This window comes from Variovorax sp. Sphag1AA, from assembly GCF_014192575.1.
GTDB lineage: Bacteria > Pseudomonadota > Gammaproteobacteria > Burkholderiales > Burkholderiaceae_C > Variovorax.
Window position 1 is genome coordinate 698269 of the sequence record NZ_JACHYC010000002.1, and the last position, 16065, is coordinate 714333.

At 66.0% G+C, this 16065-nt stretch carries 19 protein-coding genes; 11 read left to right on the top strand and 8 right to left on the bottom strand.

All coding sequences use genetic code 11. The annotated features are described in order from the left end of the window. Positions 1-44: 44 nt before the first annotated feature. From FHW64_RS09810 to FHW64_RS09830, 5 genes are all read left to right on the top strand, one after another. Positions 45-1379: a glycerate kinase gene (locus FHW64_RS09810; RefSeq protein WP_184525487.1), complete on the top strand. Its 1335-nt coding sequence runs from the start codon at positions 45-47 to the stop codon at positions 1377-1379. Between the two features lie 69 nt (positions 1380-1448). After that, entirely contained in the window at positions 1449-2204 is a 756-nt protein-coding gene (locus tag FHW64_RS09815; protein WP_184525489.1) for a phosphatase PAP2 family protein, read from the top strand. Positions 2205-2259: 55 nt separating this feature from the next. Continuing rightward, positions 2260-2526, top strand: a complete 267-nt coding sequence (locus FHW64_RS09820) for an acyl carrier protein (RefSeq protein ID WP_260303729.1) — start codon at positions 2260-2262, stop codon at positions 2524-2526. Then, positions 2523-3734, top strand: coding sequence for a beta-ketoacyl-[acyl-carrier-protein] synthase family protein (locus FHW64_RS34710; RefSeq protein WP_311733276.1), 1212 nt, complete (start codon positions 2523-2525; stop codon positions 3732-3734). Before FHW64_RS09820 ends, FHW64_RS34710 begins: the two co-directional genes overlap by 4 nt. Before the next feature lie 68 nt (positions 3735-3802). Further along, complete coding sequence (locus FHW64_RS09830; protein WP_184525491.1) at positions 3803-4330, top strand: DUF4136 domain-containing protein; 528 nt, start codon at positions 3803-3805, stop codon at positions 4328-4330. Positions 4331-4345: 15 nt separating this feature from the next. Here the strand turns inward: FHW64_RS09830 and FHW64_RS09835 are convergent, their stop codons facing one another. Further along, the gene (locus FHW64_RS09835; RefSeq protein WP_184525493.1) at positions 4346-5563 is read right to left on the bottom strand and encodes a D-amino acid dehydrogenase; all 1218 of its coding nucleotides are present in this window, start codon (positions 5561-5563) and stop codon (positions 4346-4348) included. A 210-nt stretch (positions 5564-5773) separates the two neighbouring features. Here FHW64_RS09835 and FHW64_RS09840 point away from each other — a divergent pair, with 210 nt between their 5' ends. The 4 genes from FHW64_RS09840 (at position 5774) to FHW64_RS09855 (ending at position 8824) form a co-directional block, all read left to right on the top strand. Further along, positions 5774-6655: a transporter substrate-binding domain-containing protein gene (locus FHW64_RS09840; protein WP_184525495.1), complete on the top strand. Its 882-nt coding sequence runs from the start codon at positions 5774-5776 to the stop codon at positions 6653-6655. A 13-nt stretch (positions 6656-6668) separates the two neighbouring features. Beyond that, entirely contained in the window at positions 6669-7433 is a 765-nt protein-coding gene (locus FHW64_RS09845) for an aspartate/glutamate racemase family protein (RefSeq protein ID WP_409350607.1), read from the top strand. Between the two features lie 146 nt (positions 7434-7579). Next, positions 7580-8464: a ZIP family metal transporter gene (locus FHW64_RS09850; protein ID WP_184525497.1), complete on the top strand. Its 885-nt coding sequence runs from the start codon at positions 7580-7582 to the stop codon at positions 8462-8464. A gap of 129 nt (positions 8465-8593) precedes the next feature. Further along, positions 8594-8824 (top strand): hypothetical protein, encoded by a 231-nt coding sequence (locus FHW64_RS09855; protein WP_184525499.1) that lies wholly within the window; start codon positions 8594-8596, stop codon positions 8822-8824. Positions 8825-8963: 139 nt separating this feature from the next. Here FHW64_RS09855 and FHW64_RS09860 read toward each other — a convergent pair whose 3' ends face one another. Beyond that, the gene (locus tag FHW64_RS09860) at positions 8964-9173 is read right to left on the bottom strand and encodes a dodecin (protein WP_184525501.1); all 210 of its coding nucleotides are present in this window, start codon (positions 9171-9173) and stop codon (positions 8964-8966) included. Positions 9174-9358: 185 nt separating this feature from the next. Between FHW64_RS09860 and FHW64_RS09865 the strand changes: the two genes are divergently transcribed. Then, a complete protein-coding gene (locus tag FHW64_RS09865) occupies positions 9359-10624 on the top strand; it encodes a glutamate carboxypeptidase (protein WP_409350608.1) in 1266 nt (421 codons plus the stop codon). Positions 10625-10626: 2 nt separating this feature from the next. After that, positions 10627-11082 (top strand): GNAT family N-acetyltransferase, encoded by a 456-nt coding sequence (locus FHW64_RS09870; protein ID WP_184525505.1) that lies wholly within the window; start codon positions 10627-10629, stop codon positions 11080-11082. An 18-nt stretch (positions 11083-11100) separates the two neighbouring features. Here the strand turns inward: FHW64_RS09870 and FHW64_RS09875 are convergent, their stop codons facing one another. The 6 genes from FHW64_RS09875 to FHW64_RS09900 are packed head-to-tail and all read right to left on the bottom strand — an operon-like array spanning position 11101 to position 16061. After that, positions 11101-11700 carry a DUF3299 domain-containing protein gene (locus FHW64_RS09875; RefSeq protein ID WP_184525507.1) on the bottom strand — a complete coding sequence of 200 codons (600 nt, stop codon included), beginning with the start codon at positions 11698-11700 and terminating at the stop codon, positions 11101-11103. 2 nt (positions 11701-11702) lie between these two features. Next, positions 11703-12962 (bottom strand): FtsX-like permease family protein, encoded by a 1260-nt coding sequence (locus FHW64_RS09880; protein ID WP_184525509.1) that lies wholly within the window; start codon positions 12960-12962, stop codon positions 11703-11705. Next, positions 12959-13663, bottom strand: a complete 705-nt coding sequence (locus tag FHW64_RS09885) for an ABC transporter ATP-binding protein (RefSeq protein ID WP_184525510.1) — start codon at positions 13661-13663, stop codon at positions 12959-12961. The genes FHW64_RS09880 and FHW64_RS09885 overlap by 4 nt, the downstream gene beginning before the upstream one ends. A 7-nt stretch (positions 13664-13670) precedes the next feature. After that, positions 13671-14216, bottom strand: coding sequence for a DUF2796 domain-containing protein (locus FHW64_RS09890; protein ID WP_184525512.1), 546 nt, complete (start codon positions 14214-14216; stop codon positions 13671-13673). Further along, positions 14213-15118, bottom strand: coding sequence for a sulfurtransferase (locus tag FHW64_RS09895; RefSeq protein WP_184525515.1), 906 nt, complete (start codon positions 15116-15118; stop codon positions 14213-14215). The genes FHW64_RS09890 and FHW64_RS09895 overlap by 4 nt, the downstream gene beginning before the upstream one ends. A 10-nt stretch (positions 15119-15128) precedes the next feature. Further along, positions 15129-16061: a DMT family transporter gene (locus FHW64_RS09900; RefSeq protein WP_184525516.1), complete on the bottom strand. Its 933-nt coding sequence runs from the start codon at positions 16059-16061 to the stop codon at positions 15129-15131. Positions 16062-16065: the final 4 nt, after the last annotated feature.

Below are 16065 nucleotides of genomic sequence, written 5' to 3' on the forward strand. Positions count from 1 at the left end.
TAGCGGCGGGATACTGGGGGCCGACAAGGAGACAAGGGGAAATCATGAACCCGCTGAACACATCACCCGCCCCGAATCCGCAGCGCGCGCCGCGCGAATTCCTGGAGCACCTCTATCGCGTCGCAGTCGAGCGTGCCTTGCCGCTCGCAAGCATGGGGCCGTGCCTGCCCAAGCCGCCGAAGGGTCGCACGCTGGTGCTCGGCGCCGGCAAGGCGGGCGCGTCGATGGCGCAGGCGCTGGAGGCGCTCTGGCCCGTCGATGCGCCCCTGTCGGGGCTCGTCGTCACGCGCTACGGGCACATCCCCCCGCGCCCGGACGGGCTGCCGCAGCGCATCGACATCGTCGAAGCCGCCCATCCGGTGCCCGACGAAGCCGGGATGAAGGCCGCCGAGCGCATCCTCGCGCTCACGCAGGGACTCACGGCGGATGACCTCGTGCTGTGCCTGATCTCCGGCGGTGGTTCGGCGCTGCTGACGCTGCCGGCCGAAGGCCTGACGCTGGCCGACAAGCAGCGCATCAACACGCAACTGCTCGAATCCGGCGCCCATATCGGCGAGATGAATTGCGTGCGAAAGCATTTGTCGCGCATCAAGGGCGGCCGGCTCGCGGCGGCCTGCGGCCCGGCGCAGGTGGTCACGCTGACCATCAGCGACGTGCCGGGTGACGATCCGGCGGTGATCGCGAGCGGGCCGACCGTGCCCGACGCCTCCACCTGCGCGGAGGCGCTTGCGATCCTCGACCGCTATCGCATCGAGGTGCCCGCTGTCGTGCGGGCCGCGCTCCAGAGCGGCGCGCTCGAAACCCCCAAGCCGAACGATCCGGTTTTCAAGCATCACGCGACGCACCTGATCGCCACGCCGCAGCAGTCCCTCGAAGCCGCCGCCGCCGCAGCGCGCGCCGCCGGCATCGAGGCGCACATCCTGAGCGACGAGATGGAAGGCGAGTCGCGCGAGGTCGGCAAGGTCCAGGGCGCGCTGGCACGCGCAGTCTCGATGCGCGGCCAACCATTCGCCAAGCCTTGCGTGATCATTTCGGGCGGCGAAACGACGGTGACGATTCGCCCGCGCCAGCCGGGCCAGGCCAAAGGTCGCGGCGGCCGTGCGGGCGAGTTCTGCATGGGCCTCGCGGGCGCGCTCGCCGGCCGCGAGAACATATGGGCGCTCGCCGCCGACACGGACGGGATCGACGGTGTCGAGGACAATGCCGGTGCCTTTGTGACGCCCGACACGCTCAGCCGCGCGGAAGCCGCCGGCCGCAAGCTCACGGATCACCTCGACCGCAACGACGCCTATGGGTATTTCGATGCGATCGGGGACCTGCTGGTCACAGGACCGACGCACACCAACGTCAACGACTTTCGTGCGCTGTTGATCCTGTAGGTCTGCGTTGTCGTTCGGGCGGTGCAACGGGCATGCTTGCTGCCTGACCGAACGAACACGCCGACCTGCATGAATCCATCCCGCCCGGGGCTCGAGTCCCACCCGTCCCCGCACTGGGCTGCCGACCTCGGCCTGCGAATGCGCCGCTATCTGCCGCTCAAAGTGGTCGGCACCACGGTGTGGACCTGGATCTTCTTCATCGGCTATTTCCACCTGCTGCGCGAGCCGTCCGGCCCGGTGACGGTGATGCCGCTCACGGCGCTCGACCGCTGGATTCCCTTCCAGCCGCCGGCGCTGATCGCCTATTTTTCGCTCTGGGTTTATGTCGGCGTGGCGCCGGGGCTGCAACTGACGTTCAAGGAGTTGCTGTCTTACGGCATCTGGGTCGGTGCGCTATGCCTGACCGGTCTCGGCTTCTTCTATCTCTGGCCTACCCAGATCCCGACGATTCCCAAGGACCCGACAGATTTTCCGGGCTTCGAGATCCTTCGCGGGGTCGATGCGGCGGGCAATGCCTGTCCTTCGATGCACGTGGCCGTGGCGATGTTCACCGCCATCTGGGTGGACCACGTCTTCAGGGTGGTGCGTGCACCGACGTGGCTGCGGTTGATCAATGGTGTGTGGTTCCTCGCGATCGCCTATTCGACGCTGGCAACGCGCCAGCACGTCGCGCTGGATGCGGTCGCGGGCGCCGCCCTGGGCATTGCTTTCGCGATCCCGTCGCTGTATTGGCGGCCCCGTCCGACGCAAATCCATCGCGCCGGAGCGGATATCATGGAAATGCATGGCCAGCGGGTCGATCGCGGCCTTCCCAGGAGGGGTTGAGCCACCGCAGCAACCACCAACAGTGCCATCGGCGGGACCGGTCGATGGACAGAACATGACGACTGACACCGCACAAATGAGTTCGCTCAAGGAACTTCAGGATCTCATCCACGAGAAATACGGCATCGAGCCCGCGGAACTCGACCCGAACGCTTCCATGCGCGAAAAGGGCTTCGATTCGCTGGCGCTGGTCGAATTCGTCTTTGCAATCGAAGACCACTTCGGTATCAGCATGCCCGACGACGATCCCACGATCGACACGCTGGCCCAACTCGCGGCCGTGGTCGACAAGGTGAGAGCCTCGCAATCCACATCAGCGTGACCGAAGTCGCCATCACCGGGATCGGCATCGTCTCGCCACATGGGGACGAACCCCAGGCCATGTTCGATGCGCTGATGCGCGGTGAGTCCGCGCTGCGACCGGTCTTCCCCGAACTCCCCAAGCCTGCCGCGGCGGCCACCGCCGCATTCGACGAATTGCGCTGGTTCACCAAGCTGCAGCTCGCTGGCGTCGACCGCGTCAGCCAGCTGGCCGTCGCCGCCGCCGACCTGGCGATGCGTGACGCAGGCTACGCGGGCAAGGCCACCGACGTGGACCCCGAGCGCATCGGCGTGTTCGCTGGCTGCGGCATGGGTGGCGCGACGGCGCTGGAGACGGCCTATCGCGGCAATGGGCGCGTACCGCCGCTGACCATCCCGGCCTTCATGCCCAGCGCGCCAGCCTCGCATGTGGCGATGCGGCAGGGCGTGCACGGGCCGGTGCTGACGTACTCCGTCGCATGCGCGTCTTCAAGCCTCGCGATTGCCGAAGCCGCGAAAGCGGTGCAGCGCGGCGAAGTCGATCTGGCGATTGCGGGCGGCAGCGAAGCGCTGATCGTGCCCGGCGTGGTTCTCGCATGGCAGGCGATGCAGACGCTCGCGGCGGTCGCGCCCGGCGAAGAGGCTTCGGCCGTTCGCCCGTTCGCGAGCGACCGCAACGGGTTCGCGCTCGGAGAAGGCGCGGCCTTCCTGGTGCTTGAATCCGCGGAGCGCGCACGCCGCCGTGGTGCCAATCTCCGTGCCCTGCTGGCCGGGTGGGGCCAGAGCTGCGACGCAACCCATCTCACGAAGCCCGACGCACCGGGTCAGTCGCGCGCGCTGCGCCAGGCATTGCGCCAGGCCGGACTGCAGCCGCGGGACATCGGCTACTGCAATGCGCACGGCACCGCCACTCGCATCGGTGACGTGGTCGAGCGTGATGCCCTGGCGCAGGTCTGGGGCGACGATCTCGATCAACTGCACGTCAGCTCGACCAAGGCGCTGCACGGGCATCTGCTCGGCGCCGCTGGCGCGCTCGAGGCCGCCATCACTGTTCTGGCGCTGCAGCGGCGCGAGCTGCCGCCGAATGCGCACTGCGCCGAGATGGATCCGGCCTGCAGCCTGAACCTGGTTCCGCAGGCTGGGGCATCGGCTCCCCAGCTCGAAGCGGCGATCAGCAATTCATTCGCCTTCGGTGGCACCAACTCGGTCCTCGTCTTCACGCTCGCCTGAATGACGCGGTTCGGTTTGCGGGGATGCCGGGCTAAACTGCCCCGGCCTCAGCAACTACTGGAGTCAACATGGTCGGACGCTTCGTCGCCTTCGTCTTCGCGGTGCTTCTGTCGGCTTGTGCAGCCACGCCCACGGTCAAGACCGATTTCGATCCCGGTGTGAACTTCTCGCGGTTCAAGACCTACAGCTGGGTGGCGAAGCCTGACGGCGGATCGCCGCTGATGCAGCAGCGCATCGTCGACGGCATCGATTCGCGCCTGCAGGCCCGGGGATGGAAGCTCGCACCCAATGGCGAGGTGCACGTGGCCGCGCATGTGACCAGCCAGGAGCGCCAGGTCTTTAACACAACGACCGTCGGCTACATGGGTTGGGGAGGGTTCGGCCCCGCGGCACCGAACTCCACGACGACGGTCGACACCTTTGAGGTTGGCACGCTCGTCGTCGACCTCTTCGACGGCACCACCAAGCGCGGCCTGTGGCGTGGCACCGCGAGCGGCACCCTGCAGGACGATCCCGCCCGCATGAACGCGTTGCTGCAGACCGCCCTCGACAAGATGTTCGCCGGCTTCCCGCCGGGCAGCGCACCGGCCAAGTAAGCATCGGGGGCGCTTTCAGCGCTTCTTCTCGAGCACCTGGGCAATCTGCTGTGCCGATCCAAAGGCCAGCGTGAAGCCTAGTGCGCCATGGCCGGTGTTGAACAGCATGTTCGACGGTGCGCCGGCCACCTTGCCGATGATCGGCACGCCCGTCGGCGTCGCAGGGCGCATGCCGGTCCACGGATGCAGCGATTCCATGCGGCTCGCCCTCGGGAACACGGCGCGCGTCGCTTCCGCGAGCGTCTCGATGCGCGTCGCCGGGATGCTTGCATCGTGGCCAACGAGCTCCGCCATCCCGGCCACCCGCAGGCGTGAGCCGATCCGCGCGAAGACCACCTTCCGCGCGCTGTCGGTCACGTTGACGTGTGGCGCGGCACCCGGCGCCGGGTTCACATCCAGGGTGATGCTGTAGCCCTTGAGCGGGTAGACCGGCAGATAGGTGCCGAACTGCGCACCGAGCTTGTGCGATGCGGTGCCCAGCGCCATCACGCAGAAGTCGGCGGGTACGTCGCCGCCCGAAGTCCGCACTGCTGCGACGCGGCCATTGCGCAGATCGAAACCGTCCACCTCGGTACCGAGGACGAAGCGAACGCCTCGCGCGCGCAGCGCCTGTTCGAGCGCCGTGCACACCTTGAGGCAGTCGGCCGCGCATTCGCTCGGCGTGTGGATCGCCCCGGCGATCTGGTCGCGGTAGTCCGAGAGCGCCGGCTCGATCCCGACGCATTCGTCCGCCGTCACCAGTCGCTGCTCGCTGCCCATGGCCCGCTGCAACTCGAGCTGACTGCGCGCGCCGTCGAGCGATGCTTCGCTCGCGTACAGCACCAGCTTGCCGGTGGCCGAGAAGTCGCAATCAGGCTGCACGTCGGCGCGCATCTCTTCGAAGGCGATGCGACTGCGCGACGCCAGCGTCAGGAGTTGCGCGGTGGTCTCGCGCGAGGTCTTCGCGTTGCACGCGGCGAGGAAGGCAAGACCCCAGCGCCACTGGAGCGGATCGAGCTGCGGGCGCAACTTGAGCGGGGAGGAGGGCGACAGCAACAGCTTGGGCAACTGCTTCCAGATGGAAGGATCGGCCAGCGGTTGCACGTACGAGTAGCTGAGCTGTGCGCCATTGCCGCCGCTGGCGCCGGCGCCGGGCTCCGCGCGATCGATCACGGTCACCTCGAAGCCCTGGCGATTCAGTTGCCAGGCGGTGGCCAGGCCGACGATGCCGGCACCCAGCACGCTCACGTGCATGACGCTTTCCTCTCTGTTGTTCTGGATGCGTCGACTCTAGGCCGGGCCGATCGTCACGGGAAATGCCAAAAGCAGGTCAGCCCATAGCCAAACCTCATGGGATACCCTGCCCATAACTTTTGGTCATGGGCGTCGCAGCAAAAGGAATTGTGAACACGAGGCTGTGCTTCCTACACTCCGTTTCACATTCAAACCATCGAAAGGGCTCGCATGAAGCTATCTGCACTGATGACCGCCGTCCTGCTCGCCGCCGCCGCAACGGGCGCGCAAGCGGCCGACACCCTGGCCAAGATTGCCGATTCCGGCAAGATCTCGCTGGCCTACCGGGAGTCGTCGGTGCCGTTCAGCTACCTGGAAAGCGGCAAGCCGGTCGGCTTTTCCGTCGAGCTGTCGAACGCAGTGGTCGATGCGGTCAAGAAGAAGCTCAACAAGCCGAACCTCGAAGTCGTGCTGGTGCCGGTGACCTCCGCCAACCGCATCCCGCTGATCCAGAACGGCACGGTCGATCTCGAATGCGGATCGACCACCAACAACACCCAGCGCGGCAAGGATGTCGCCTTCGCGATCAATCACTTCTATACCGGCACGCGGCTGCTGGTGAAGAAGGCCTCCCACATCAAGAACTACGGTGACCTCGCGAAGAAGCAGGTCGCGACCACCACCGGCACCACCAATGCGCTCGTCATGCGCAAGTACAACGTCGACAACAACCTCGGCATGGACATCATCCTTGCCAAGGACCATGCCGATGCCTTCCTGCTGCTGGACAGCGACCGCGCCGTGGCGTTCGCGATGGACGACATCCTGCTGTTCGGCCAGATCGCCAACGCCAAGAATCCGGCCGACTTCGAAGTCGTCGGCGATTCGCTCCAGGTCGAGCCCTACGGCTGCATGCTGCCCAAGGACGATCCTGCCTTCAAGAAGGTGGTGGACGACACCATCATCGACCTCATGAAATCGGGCCGGTTCGAAAAGATGTACGACAAGTGGTTCATGCAACCGATCCCGCCTCGGGGCACGGCGCTCGGCTTGCCGATGAGCCCTCAGTTGCGCGACAACATCAAGACCCCCAGCGACAAACCGGCGACCTGACCGGAGGCGCATCGTGCTCGCACCGCGGACCGTCGGCATTCTCGGAGGCATGGGGCCTGCCGCTGGGGCGGACTTCGTGCGCCTCTTCGTCGAGGCATGCGCGCGCCTGATGCAGGCGCGGGGCGAGCCGGTGCGGGACCAGGCCTTTCCGGAACACTGGCTGGCGCAGGTGCCGGTGCCTGATCGCACGGGCGCGATCGACTCCGCCACGCAGGGTGCGCACCAGCCGCTCGAGCCGATGCTGCAGGCGCTGGGCAGGTTGGCCGCGCTGGGCAGCCGCGCGGTGGCGATCGCCTGCAATACCGCGCATGCGTGGCACGACACGCTGCAGGCGCGTTTTCCGCATATCGAGTTGCTCCACGTCGCGCGCGAGGTGTCGGCACATCTCGCGTCGCAGGGCGTGCGCGACGTGGCACTGATGGCGACCGAAGGCACCTACCGGATCGGCCTCTATGAACACGCCATGGCCGACGCCGGCCTGCGCTGCCACCTGCCGCTGGCCGACGAGCGGCGTCTCCTCATGCGGGGCATCTACGACGGTGTGAAGGCCGGCGACATGGCGCTGGCAGAGGCGTGCTTCAGCGAAGTCGCGTTGCACCTCGCGCGGCGGCACGGCGAGGCGGCCATCGTGATGGGATGCACCGAGATCCCGCTGGGCCTGCAAGGCTCCGTGGCCGTGGGTGGACTGCGGCTCGTCGACCCGGCACAGGTGCTCGCTTCCGCGCTGGCAAACCGCGCCTACGACGGGGCTTCATCCCCGGCCGCACATAGCGCTTGACACGATTGATAAGATGAAAAGCGAACTGGCGGCCGGCTGACCGGCTGCCAGTAGCCAAAGGTGTGGCAAGCCGCATCCTCCAGCCGCTTTCCACCGAAAGCCGTCCGATGGACGGCTTTTGTTTTGCCAAATAGCGTCAAGCCGTCATGAATTTGCTAGCCATCATCGCCGCGACCCTCGTCGCCGGCATCGGAAGTGTGTGGATCGCCGCATTGCTGCTGCGCGTGGGGGTGCGCACCGGCGAAGGCGGAGTCAACCCGCAGCATCTGCTGAGCCTTGCCGCGGGTGCGCTTCTCGCGACCGCCTTCATGCACCTACTGCCCGAGGCCTTCGAAAGCCACATCGAGCCGGGCGTGCTCTTCGCGGTGTTGCTGTTCGGGCTGGTGTTCTTCTTCCTCCTGGACAAGGCCGAGCTGTGGCATCACGGGCACGAGCATCATCATGAAGGTGGTCACGACCACGATCATGACCATCACCACGAGCATGCGCATTCGCACCACGGGCATTCCCATGGCGCACCCAAGAGCGGGGGCTGGGCGGTGCTCACCGGCGACAGCGTGCACTGCTTCGGCGACGGCATCCTGATAGCGTCGGCCTTCATCGCCGACCTGCACCTCGGGCTGGTCGCGGCCGTCGCAGTGCTGGCGCACGAGGTGCCCCACCACATCGGCGATCTGGTCGTGCTGCGCCAGAGCTCGGCCAATCAGCGCGCTGCACTGGTCAAGGTGTCGCTGGCCGGCACCATGACTGCGCTCGGTGGCGTTGTCGGCTGGTGGCTGGTGGACCGGTTGCACGAATGGCTGCCGTACTTTCTGGTGCTCGCGTCCAGCAGTTTTGTCTACGTGGCGCTCGCCGATTTGATTCCACAGCTGCAGAAACGCCTGCCCGCGCGGCAGACGGCCATGCAGATCGTGTGGCTGGCGATCGGCATCGTGCTCGTGACGCTGGTGAGCCGGCTGGCCCACGGCGAGCACTCGCATGCGCACGGCGACGCCGATCAGGCACACCATGCGCACGATCATTCCGATTGAGTGACGCCCGGATCATCACGTTCTGAAACGCTTGTTGCGTCTTTGCTGACAAGACGACTCTGACTGTTGGGCCCACACTTGGGCTGTGCATCGTCGCGATGTACTAGTCAGTCAGCCAGGAGTCCGATCATGAAGAGCGCCGACCCCCCTCTGCGTACCGGAGAAGCCGCAGACGAACCCGAGATCGACGAGACCGAAGACAACGTGTCCGAAGATGCGGAAGAGGAATTCGATGAAGACGAACTCGAGGCCGAACTCTCGGAGGAAACCGGCATCGACCTGACCGACGCGAGCGAGCTCGATGCGGACAACGTGCTGGCGGACGAGGAGTTCGATCGGGTGATTCAAGCGCCGGATTGAGGCCACCCCCAGGCTCGCGCACTTCGTGTCGCTCTCCACCCCCTCAAGGGGGCGCACCTGGCGGCCCGGCGGAGCCGGTTCCGCGGGTGCCTGCGAACGGGCGGGCGCATTGCGCCGCCCTTCTGGTGGCGCTCGCTTTTTAGTCTTCCAGGGTGAAGCCTACTTTTAGGGTTACTTGCCAGTGGGCTACTTTGCCTTCGGTGACGTGGCCGCGGGTTTCGGTGACTTCGAACCACTGGATGTTGCGCACCGATTCGCTGGCCTTGGTGATGGCGCGGCGGACGGCGTCGTCGCTGCTGGTGGGGGAGGAGCCGGTGAGTTCGATGAGCTTGTAGACGTGGCTGGTCATGCTGTTCTCCTTGCTGTCGTTTGGGATTGCTTGTGATGGCGCTGCGATGGTGGCACGTTGGGCGATTGCAGGGTGCCTAGTTGAAACCCGCGCATGAGGGCAAGACGCGCATGTCCCGGATGTGCTTGTGCGGGGGGAGGTGTGAAATATGCTTCTCCACGCTTTTCAACCACCCCTCGTTCTTCATGATGAATCGACGTTTTCCCGGTGTTCTTGCGGCGCTGGCATTGACCTGCGGTCTTGTCCTTGCGAGTTCTGCGGCGCAGGCCGCGCCCGACGCCAAGTTGCTCGCCGCGGCCGAGAAGGCACAGCCTGCGGTCATCGACAACCTCAAGGGCATGGTGCTCATCGAATCGGGCAGCCTCAATGTCGATGGACTGATGAAGATGGCGGATTTGGTCGAGGGCCAACTCAAGAGCACCGGCTTCAAGACCGAGCGGCGCAAGGCGACGGCCGGCGCAGGCGCCGACATCGTGATCGGCACGCTGAAGGGCACCGGCAAGCGCAAGATCATGCTGCAGGCGCACATGGATACCGTCTATCCGGCCGGCATCCTGGGCACGCAGCCTTACAAGGTCGAGGGCAATCGCATCTACGGCCCCGGCATCGCCGATGACAAGGGCGGCATCGCGGTGATGCTGGCCTCGCTCAAGATCCTGGCGGACGCGGGGTGGCGTGACTACGACACGCTCACCGTCATGTTCAATCCCGACGAGGAAGTCGGCTCCGTCGGTTCAGGCGAGCTGATCTCCACGCTGGCGGACCAGCACGATGTCGTGCTGTCCTTCGAGCCGACGGCCGCGAAGTCCGTGGCCAAGGGCGAGGCGCTGCTGCTCGGCGCTGCCGGCATCGCGACCGCCACGCTGGAAGTGAAAGGTCGCGCAGCGCATGCCGGGGCCGCGCCGGAGCTCGGTCGCAATGCGCTCTACGAACTGGCCTACCAGATGTTGCAGACCAAGGACGTGCCGAAGGAAACGCCCGGCGCGACGCTCAACTGGACAGTGGCCAGCGCGAACGGCCCGCTCAACCAGATCACGGCCAAGGCGCAAGCGTTGGGCGACATCCGCATCACGCAGCCCGGCGCCGAGAAGAAGCTCGAAGCCGCGCTGCGCAGCAAGATCGAGAGCGGCAAGCTGATCCCCGACACCGAAACCACCTTGAAGGTCGAAGTGGGTCGCCCCGCATTCGTGGCCGGCGAAAAGGGTGCGGCGCTCGCAGCCAAGGCGCAGGGGATCTACAAGGAGATCGACCGCGAACTTGCCTTGGCGCCCATGACTGGCGGTGGCACGGACGCGGGCTTCGCGGGCCGTTCAGGCAAGGCCACCGTGGTCGAAAGCTTCGGCCTCGCTGGCTTCGGCTATCACGCGAAGGACGAATACATCGAGGTCGACTCGATCGTGCCGCGCCTGTATCTCGTCACGCGGCTCCTGACCGAGATCGGCAAGCAGTGACCATGGAGATCCGGCTCGACGATCTTTCCGGCCCCGAGATCCGCGCGCTGCTCGAAGACCATCTGCGCAACATGCACGAGGTCTCGCCTCCCGAGAGCGTGCATGCGTTGGACCTCGACAAGCTGCGTCAGCCGGACATCTCTTTCTGGACGGTGTGGGAAGGCGTCGAGCTGCTCGGTTGCGGCGCGCTGCGTGCGCTTTCGTCCACGCACGGCGAGATCAAATCGATGCGCACCGCAGAGGCGCATCGCGGTCGAGGCGTGGCACGTGCCGTGCTCGACCACATCGTTGCGGAAGCGAATTCGCGCGCCTATCAGCGGCTGAGCCTGGAGACCGGAAGCGTGGAGGCATTCGCGCCGGCGCACCGGCTTTACGAGTCGTTCGGCTTCGCGCGCTGCGGGCCGTTCGGCGACTATGTCGAAGACCCCAACAGCCTCTTCATGACGAAGCGGCTCTAGATCCAGACCGCCGGCAGCCTACTTCGCGCCGCCGGTGTACTTGGTGACGCTGTCGGCGGTCATGTGATAGCCGCTCACGCCCATCATTGAATCGTTGCGCAGGGTCTGCAGCTTGCCGGTGACCCAGACCGTGTCCATGGCACGGAACTTCGCACCCTGCTTCGGCAGCACGTGCAGGATCTGGTTGGCAGGCGGCGGCGGCGTGTGGATGCAGGCGCCGAAGTAGGGCACCAGCAGGAACTCGGTGACCTCGCCCTTGTTCTCCTCGAGCGGCACGATGAAGCCGGGGATCTTGACCTCGACGCCGTTCATCGCCTTGTTGGTGGGCGCGTTGTTCGACACGTCCTGCAGCTTCATGAGCAACTCGTTCGCGCGCGGATCGCTGTCGTCGAGCTTGCTCAGGTCCATGCCCTTGAGTTCCTTCATCGGATCCCAGTCCTTGGGGATCAGCTCTTCCCACGAGATGACGCGAGGCTGGCCGGGGGCGACCTTCTCGCTGCCTGCCTTGCCGCCGAGCGGATTGGTCGGCGACGTTGCCGAGGGCACGGGCTCAGCCGCAAGCGCACTGCCTGCGATTACTGCAGCGAGAAGAAACGAAAGAGGAAGGCGCAAAGTCATCTTCAGATCCTTGGAGAGAGTCCATCGGCGAGGGAAAGCCGATAGGCGCGGATGCCGGGCAGCAGGCTCGCGAGCCAGCCCGCGACGACGAGGCTTGCCAGCAGCAGCCATTCGTTCAGTGTAGGTTCGGACAGCCGCAGGGCCAATCCGAACTGGGATTGCAGCCATGGTGACAGCACGGCGATCCCGAGCGCCGCAAGTGCGACGCCGATCACGACGCCGAGCAGCGTGACCAGCCCGCCTTCGAGCGCCAGCAAGGTGAGCACATGCCGCAGATTCGCACCGACCGCGCGCAGTACCGCGAGTTCGCGGCGACGTTCGTTCAGCCCAGCCATCACCACGGACACCAAGCCCGCAAGGCTCACGAGCGCGACGAGTCCCGACATCAGCAGCAGCGCGTTCTCGCCAACGCCGATCACGCTCCACAGTTCATCGAGCGCGACGCCCGGCAGGATCGCCATGAGCGGCTCGCCGGAATAGGTCGACACCCAGCGTTGCACCGAGAACACCGCCGCGCGGTTCTTGAGGCCGACCAGCGCGGCAGTGACGTTCTTCGGCGTGAGGTCAAACTTGCGCACCTGATCGGCGGGGATCTTGACGCCGGGCAGCGGCGCGCCGCCGGCCCATTCGAGGTGGATGGCTTCCATCGCGCCGAGGCCGATGTGCACGGTGCGATCGACCGGCGTGCCGGTGCGCGCAAGGATGCCGACGACGGTGAAGGGCTTGTCGGCATGTTCCGCGACCAGTTCGCCGCTGCCGTGCGCGAGCGTGATCTTCTGGCCGACGCGATAGCCGAGTCGATCAGCGACCTCGGCGCCGATCACTGCATCGAACAGCTCGCTGAACGGCTTGCCCTCGCGCATGCGCAGCGATTGGCGGTCGCCAAAGCGGAAGTGCTCGAAGTACTCAGGCGTGGTCGCTAGCACCGCGAAGCCGCGATGCGAATCGCCGAGCGACAGTGGCACGACCCAGCTCACGCCGGGATGCGCGGCAAGTGCCTGCTCGCTCTTCCATTGGATGTTGTTGGTCGCTGCGCCGATCCTGAACACCGAGTACAGCAGCAGTTGCGTCGAGCCGGTGCGTGCGCCCACGATCAGGTCGGTGCCTGACACCGATGACGCGAAGTTCTCGCGCATCTCCGTGCGGATGCGCTCGACGCCTAGGAGCAGAAAGGTCGACAGTGCAATCGACAGCACGGTCAACGCAAGCGTGAAGCGGCGGTTCCAGGCGCTGCGCCATGCGATTCCGAACAATGCGCTCATGCAGGCTCTCCACTTGCGGCGCGATTGATTTCCGGCAGCAGGATGTGCCGCGCAAAGCGCTCGGCAATCCGTTGGTCATGGCTCACGAAGACGAGTGCACTGCGGTTGGTCTTGCAGGCAGAGAGCAGCACATCGAGAAAGGCTTCGCGGCGGTCTTCGTCGAGCGCCGAGGTGGGTTCATCGGCGATCACGACTTCGGGGTGGCCGATCAGCGCGCGCGCAGCAGCCACGCGCTGCTGCTGGCCGACGGACAACTGGAGCGCCTGACGCCGCCACAAGCTCGAATCCAGCCCCATCTGTTCGAGCAGGTGTTCCGCCTGTGCCTGCGCCGTGCCGTCGCGCGTGGCCTGCGCCATGCGACGCCCCGAGAAGCGGCAGGGCAGCAGGACGTTGTCCAGCACGCTCAGGTAGGGCAGCAGGTTGAACTGCTGGAAGATGTAGCCGACATGCGCGACGCGAAGCCTGTCGCGGCTCGCGCCCGAGAGCGAAGCCCAGTCGTGTCCGAGCAGCGTGGCACGCCCGCCTTGAGCGACCAGCACACCGGCCAGCAGGGACAGCAGCGTGCTCTTGCCGCATCCGCTCGGGCCATGCAGGAAGACGGCCTCGCCGGCGGCGATGTCGAGCCGCTCGATGTCGATGCACGGCGCCTTCGCGCCGCGCCATTGGAATTGCAGCGATTCAGCCGAAAGAACGGAGCTCACGGCTGGGTCACTTGCTCCATGCGAGCCGTTCGTTGGGCCGCTTCAGCGACCGCTTGAACTGGCCTTGCGGTGCTGCGATCTGCGCATCGATCTGGCGTGGACCCTTGAACGCGGTGAACAGTCCGACGTCGATGAACTTCGCCGCGCCCGCATTGGTGCAGTTGAAGGCAAAGGTGCCGTCGAGATCGGCATGCCCTTCGGACGCTTCGCCTTCGGTCTTGTCCAGCCCCAGTGCGGGCGAACGCAGCGTGACCGGCCCGAGCTTGCAATTGGCGACGGGGTCGATGCGGAAGATCTGATCTGCCGCACGCAATTGCGCGATGACGGTTTCGGCCGTCTTCTTTTCGGCATCCGTGCGCGGTGCGCGCTCGAAGCCGGTGAAGTTGTCGAGAGGGGAGTCCATCTCGATCACCACCGTCGGGCCTTCGACGACGACGTCGAGCTTGATTTGTCCATGCACATGGGCGTGCTGGGTCTGCGCGAGTGCGCCGAGCGGGGTTGCGACGAGTGCGGTGAATGCGAGCGAAATGAGCGGCTGGCTCATCAATTTCATGGTTCTGCGCCTTGCCGGGTCGGCAGCCCCGGCGTATTGCTCCACTCGCTCCAGCTGCCGGCATAGAGCGCGGTCGGACCGAGTCCCGCGACCTGCATCGCAAGGAGGTTGGGCACCGCGCTCACGCCGCTGCCGCATTGGTGGACCACCGTGGACGGCTCGTGGCCCGCCAGCAACGATTCGAATTCGGCACGCAGTTGCGCGGCCGGCTTGAACTTCCCGTCAGGCCCGAGGTTCTCGGAAAAGGGCCGGTTCAGGGCCCCGGGGATGTGACCGGCAATCGGGTCGAGTGGTTCCACTTCGCCGCGATAGCGTTGCGGTGCGCGCGCGTCGATCAGCGTCTGGTCAGACTGCGCGAGCCGCGCCGCCACCGTCTTCGTGTCGACGAGTCGCACCAGCGGTTCGCCGGTGACGAAATTCGACTGGAAGTGCGATGGCTCCTCGCGGTCCGTGACGGCGCCGCCCGTGGCCTGCCAGGCCTGCAGGCCGCCGTCGAGCACGGCCACCGCCTCGTGGCCCATCCACTTGAGCATCCACCAGAGGCGGCCGCAGTAGTTGGCGCCGTTGCGGTCGTAGACCACCGCCTGCATGTCGTTCGCGAAGCCGACGCTGGACAGCCACGCCGCGAATTTTTCCCGGCTGGGCAGCGGATGACGGCCACCGGATGCTGGCGGGCCTTCCTCCTTCGCGACCACGACGCCGTGCGCGCCGGCCACGCCATGTTTCGCGCTGAGCGCGGTGTCGAGGTTGGCGTACACGGCGCCCGGGATGTGCGCAGCACGGTACTGTTGCGCGCCCGCATCGGGCTTCATGAGTTCGAAGGTGCAGTCGAACACCATCAACCGTGCTTCGTTGGCCTTCAGGGCCTGGAGCTGCTCGGCAGTGATCAGGGTGGTGTACATGTGAAGTCCTTCAATGTTCTTCGGCGGGCGCCCTCGGCAGCGACCGTTGCCGGAGCACCGTCGCCGCGATGCCGCTCGCCACGATGAGCCCCATGCCGGCCCAGCCGGTCGCATCGATGCGATCGCCGAACAGCAGCACGCTGTACATCGCGGCGAACACGATGCCCGAGTACTGGAGATTCGCTACCAGAAGCGTACCGCTTTCGGTCTTTGCGGTGGCGTATGCGCGCGTCATGCAAAGCTGACCCAGTGCGGCCAGCACGCCGACCGGAAGCAGCCACGCGGCGTGACCCCAGGTCCATTCATTGAAGGGTGTCGAGGGGCCCAGCAATGTGCCGAGTCCTCCGGCAACGGCCGAGCCCACGGCGAAATAGAAAACCGTGCGCGATTCAGGCTCACCGATGCGTGACAGTGCGACCACCTGCATGTAGGCGAACGCGGCCGTCAGCCCCGACAACAGGCCCAGCATGCCGGCGAAGCCCTGGCTGCCTTCGACGGAGGGCTTGAGCATCAGCACCACGCCGCCGAATCCAACGAGCACTGTGAGCACCAGGGGCCCCTGCAACGGCGGCTTCTGCGCACGACCGTCGCGCCCCGGCACCGGCACCCACGCCAGCAACGCGCCGCCGACCACGAAGGCCGCGATCCACACGCTGCTCATGTAGTTGAGGGTCATCGCCGTGGCGAGCGGCATGTGCGCAATCGCATAGAACCACGCGCCGAGCGACACGACGCCGATCAGGCTACGCCATGCATGCATGCCCGGATAGCGTGTGGCGAGCGTGACGCCGCGCTGCCGCGCAAGGATCCACAGGAAGACGATGCCGATCAGGCCGCGGTAGAAGACCAGTTCAGCAGAGGAAAACCAGGCGGACGCGACCTTCACGCACACGCCCATCGTGGCGAAGATCAGTGCGCCGAGCACCATCCATAAGGCTTGCATCCGA